We start from the raw sequence: 4,234 nt of genomic DNA, 5'->3' as shown, positions 1-4,234 counted from the left end.
GCTCCTTCATCCACGCCCCTATTGCCGGGCACTCTAAGGCTTCGGGCGACACGCTACCGACTTCACCATCGACGAAGGGATCTGATGGACCATCCCAACCCTTTTCGCATCATGCTCACCATGAGGACCTACCCGGACCGGGAGCGTGAGTTCGAGGAGACCTGCCTACAAATCGGCGACCGCGTCACCGGCCACCTGGAGAACAGGCAGGGGGTGCAGGCCAGCGGGTCCATGACCACTGGCACCGTGCTGACCCTCCGGCCTGGGACGGCGGTCGGGTGAGCAGGCGATCGGAGCCGGGTGGCGGGCGCGTGCGGGTGATGATCTGGGCGCTGGCCCCGGCGGACGACCCGGACGCGGTCGAACGGGCCTACCACGCGATCAGCCCGAAACTCGCCGGCGCCCCAGGCCTACTCGGTAACCAGCTGCTGCGTGATCCGGGCGACCCGGCCCGGTACGTGGTGGTCAGCGAGTGGACGAACATCACCAACTTCGCCGCGTGGGAAGCCAGGGCCGACCACCGCACCATCACCTCGCCGCTGCGGCCCTACCAGGACCCCCAGCAGCGTCCGGCGATCTACGTAGAGATGGCGGCCTACGGGCCGACCGGCGTTCTGGTCGACGGGCTCGACTGAGAGCCTTTTTTGATCTTCATTCCGGCTCCGCCATACCCAGACAGCACCTGGCCGATGCGGGCCTGGCCCGCACGGACGTCGGCGTGCTTCTCGCCGACGGCGCTGGTTCCCCCGACCTGGACACGGTGGAGGCCGAGGCCATCCACCAGATGTTAGGAAAGCACGCCAGCCGGGTGCCGGTCACCGCTCCCAGTTCAGCAACTCCATGAGCATAAAAGCTGTCGACATAGCACAGACAAACTACAATGAGCATCCGAGGGGAAAACCCGATGGATTTCAGTCTCAAGGGCAGGACCGCTCTGGTGACCGGCGGTTCCCGTGGTATCGGCCGGGCAATCGTCCTGGCCTTGGCGCAGCAAGGAGTGTCGGTCACCGCCTGCTACACCCAGGAGGGTGACGCGGTCACGTCGTTGGCCGCGGAACTGAACGCACTGGGTGCCGACGCGTACCTGGTCCGCGCCGACATCACGGCCGAGTCGGATGTCGACCACCTGCTCGATGCCGTCCGGGAGCGTTTCGGCAGCCTCGACATTCTCGTCAACAATGCGTCCGTGATCGGCCACTACCCACTGCACGAAGTGGACCTGACCGAGTGGCGGCGGGTCATCGACACCAACCTCACCGGCCTGCACCTGGTGTACCGAGCCTCCTATGACCTGCTGTCGAGTAACGCGTCAATCATCAACATCGGGTCAGCCGGAGCCCTGCGCGGGATCGCGGACCGCGTTCCGTACATGACGTCCAAGGCGGCCCTGGTAGGACATGCCCGCTCGCTGTGCAAGGAACTGGGCCCCCGCGGTATCCGGATCAACGTGATCGCGCCGGGATACACCGACACCGACCGGACGATCGACATGTCGTCGGAACGGCGGGCATCGATCGCGGCCCGGTCGGCACTCGGCCGACTCGGGACACCCGAGGAAGTCGCGGACGTCGTGCTCTTTCTGGCCAGCGACGCCTCCCGATACATCACCGGCGAGACCATCAACGTGGACGGCGGCATTTCGTGATCAGAGCTACGTTGCGGATGCGCGTCCGTCCCGGGCTGGAACAGGATTTCGAACAGCTCTGGGAGAAGATCGCGCTAGAGGTTCGCCACGCTCCCGGCAACCTCCGGCAGGACCTGCTCCGCGGTGGCGAGCGGGAGTTCGTCATCACCACCGACTGGGCCACCAGGGAAGCGTTTCACGCCTTCGAACGGTCCAGTGAGCAGGACGCGCTCACCGCACCACTCCGCGAACTCCGCGAAAGCGCGAGTATGGAGATCGCGGATCTCCTCATCCATGTGGCAGGCCATGAGCGGTGAGCGTAAAAACTTTGGTTCTCGCAAGCATGGATCCGGACAAATCCACGTAATTTGAGGAAGCGCCGAGGACAGGACAGGAGGATCGTCGTATGAAGATTGGCGACCACGTCGCGGATCTATCGGGTGTCGATGAGACGGGTGGACCTTTCCGCCTCTCCGATTTGCTGGCCAAGGGTCCGTTGGTGATGTTCTTCTATCCCGCGGCGATGTCACCCGGCTGCACCAAGGAGAGCTGCCACTTCCGGGATCTGGCCGGCGAGTTCGCCGCGCTGGGCGTAAACATCGTCGGGGTGAGCGCGGACACGGTCGACAAGCAGGCCGCGTTCAGCGCCGAACATTCGCTCGAGTTTCCCCTCATCGCCGACACCGATCGCACGATTGCCGCAGCCTTCGGTGTCCGCCGCAGGCTGGGCCCGAACAAGCGGTCGACGTTTGTTGTCGACACCGATGGCACGGTGCTCGCGCGGATCGACTCGGAGTTCTCGATGAGCCGGCACGCGGACGCCGCCTTGGAGGCGCTGCGCACCCATGCGATTCTAAAGATGAAAAAGAAGGAGACAGAATGACCCAGGGTGCTGTACTGCCTACGCAGATTCCGGTCCACGGCCAGATGTACCGCCTTGTGTCCGGCGCGTGGGTGGCCCAGATGATCAACGCGGTCGCCGAACTCGGCATCGCTGACGCACTGTCCGATGACAAACCTGTGCCGGCCGACGAGCTTGCCGTCGCGACGGGTGTTGATCCGGACAAGCTCCATCGAATTCTCCGAGCCTTGGCAGCCTTCGGTGTCTTTGCCGCCGATACCGAGGGACGCTACGTCCACACCGACCTGTCCCGGGTGTTGCGCCGCGATCATCCGACCAGTATGCGGAATGCCGTACTGACGGCATGCGCCGACTGGCAGTGGCAGTCCTGGTCAAGGCTTACCGACAGTGTTCGTTCTGGCCGGAGCGCATTCGACGACGTGTTCGGCAAGGATATGTGGTCGTACTTTGCCGAGGACGATCCAGGCGCCGAAACCGTCTTCCAGGAAGCCCATTCGGAGCTCGCCACCATGACCGACAGGCCGCTGGCCGCTGCGGTCGATATCGCCGATGCCGTCACCGTGATCGATATCGGCGGAGGATACGGCGATTTTCTGGCTGCCGTTGTCGACCGGCATCCGCACCTCAACGGAGTGCTGTTCGATACCCCGGGGACGCTGCGCAGTCTCGCCTCGGATACGGCGGCCGCTCGCCGCGCGGAGCGGTTCACGCTCCAGCCGGGCGACTTCTGCGAAACAGTTGATTGTTCCGCCGACATCTACCTACTTAAACTGATCATCTGTTCGTTTGACGATGACATGGGCGTTCGAATACTGCGTAACTGTGCGGCGAACGCGAAACCCGGTGCCAGAATCGTGGTGATCGACCGCGTCGTCACGAATGGCCCCGAGTCAGTACAGGCGAAACTGTCCGATGTACAGATGTTCGTCCTGCACCCAGATGGCCGCGTGCGCACCGAGCGTGAATTCGCTGACCTTTTCGAGAAGGCCGGACTGGGCGCCCCTCACTTCACCCCGACGCCATCCGGCATTTACCTGATCGAGGCCACGATGCACGGCGGGGCCGCCCGGTCATGAACGTCGCCTCGCCCTTGCCTCAGCGGTCTTCTTGACCCCACCTACCAGAATAGGAAGCAATGATCCCGACCCTGGTTGTGGCGGCGCTGGTCTTGAGCGGCCTCGTCGCCGGGGCGCTTTTCATCGGCCTCATGGCGGTACAGCCAGCGCTGCGCTCCGTAACGCCGGGCACCTACATCACAGTGAAGCAGGCCTTTGATCGCACCTACCCTCCATTGATGAGGCCGCTACAGTTGGTGGCCCTGGCGGTCTCGCTAGCGCTGACCATTACCGCGGGAGTCCAGGGCAAAGGTGCCTGCACGGTTCTGGCTGGCCTCACCGTCCTCTCCCTCGCCACCAACATTGTGGTGACCGTCCGCGGTGATCTCCCCATCAACGTTGCCATGGCGTCGTGGCAGGCCGACAACCCGCCGTCGGACTGGGAGAACCATCGGGCCCGATGGAACGCTTTCAATCGGATACGGACAGTAGCCGCCGTTACGGCATTCGTGCTGCTAGCGGTGGCGTCGATCGCACCTCATTGACCGCCTGGAGAATCCGCACTCCGGTGCGACCCGGGCCCGGTAGAGCGTGATACCGGGCCCGAACGCCCACCACGAGGTGTCGCTTGCGACCGGTCGCTCGCTTGCCTATGTCGGATCCGCGGGCCTCGCCGCCCTCACTACTCTTGAT

8 protein-coding genes are annotated in these 4,234 nt (G+C 64.0%); all 8 read left to right on the top strand.

Annotated features, from left to right (window positions below; all coding sequences use genetic code 11):
- The first annotated feature begins 84 nt into the window (after nucleotides 1-84).
- Nucleotides 85-282 (top strand): hypothetical protein, encoded by a 198-nt coding sequence (locus U9979_RS02260; protein WP_322747969.1) that lies wholly within the window; start codon nucleotides 85-87, stop codon nucleotides 280-282.
- On the top strand, nucleotides 279-635 hold the full coding sequence (locus U9979_RS02255) for an antibiotic biosynthesis monooxygenase family protein (RefSeq protein WP_322778061.1): 357 nt from the start codon (nucleotides 279-281) through the stop codon (nucleotides 633-635). Before U9979_RS02260 ends, U9979_RS02255 begins: the two co-directional genes overlap by 4 nt.
- On the top strand, nucleotides 632-844 hold the full coding sequence (locus tag U9979_RS02250) for a hypothetical protein (protein WP_322778073.1): 213 nt from the start codon (nucleotides 632-634) through the stop codon (nucleotides 842-844). Before U9979_RS02255 ends, U9979_RS02250 begins: the two co-directional genes overlap by 4 nt.
- Before the next feature lie 60 nt (nucleotides 845-904).
- A complete protein-coding gene (locus U9979_RS02245; protein WP_322747971.1) occupies nucleotides 905-1,645 on the top strand; it encodes a 3-oxoacyl-ACP reductase family protein in 741 nt (246 codons plus the stop codon).
- On the top strand, nucleotides 1,642-1,941 hold the full coding sequence (locus U9979_RS02240) for an antibiotic biosynthesis monooxygenase family protein (RefSeq protein WP_322747972.1): 300 nt from the start codon (nucleotides 1,642-1,644) through the stop codon (nucleotides 1,939-1,941). The genes U9979_RS02245 and U9979_RS02240 overlap by 4 nt, the downstream gene beginning before the upstream one ends.
- 89 nt (nucleotides 1,942-2,030) lie before the next feature.
- A complete protein-coding gene (locus U9979_RS02235; RefSeq protein WP_322747973.1) occupies nucleotides 2,031-2,507 on the top strand; it encodes a peroxiredoxin in 477 nt (158 codons plus the stop codon).
- Entirely contained in the window at nucleotides 2,504-3,562 is a 1,059-nt protein-coding gene (locus tag U9979_RS02230; RefSeq protein ID WP_416219241.1) for a methyltransferase, read from the top strand. The genes U9979_RS02235 and U9979_RS02230 overlap by 4 nt, the downstream gene beginning before the upstream one ends.
- Before the next feature lie 59 nt (nucleotides 3,563-3,621).
- Nucleotides 3,622-4,086 carry a DUF1772 domain-containing protein gene (locus U9979_RS02225; protein WP_322747975.1) on the top strand — a complete coding sequence of 155 codons (465 nt, stop codon included), beginning with the start codon at nucleotides 3,622-3,624 and terminating at the stop codon, nucleotides 4,084-4,086.
- Nucleotides 4,087-4,234: the final 148 nt, after the last annotated feature.

The sequence above is a fragment of the Protofrankia sp. Cas4 genome (assembly GCF_963555915.1).
Taxonomy (GTDB): domain Bacteria; phylum Actinomycetota; class Actinomycetes; order Frankiales; family Frankiaceae; genus Protofrankia.
Note: the sequence above shows the minus strand (reverse complement) of the source record. Positions and strands in the feature narration are given on the sequence as shown.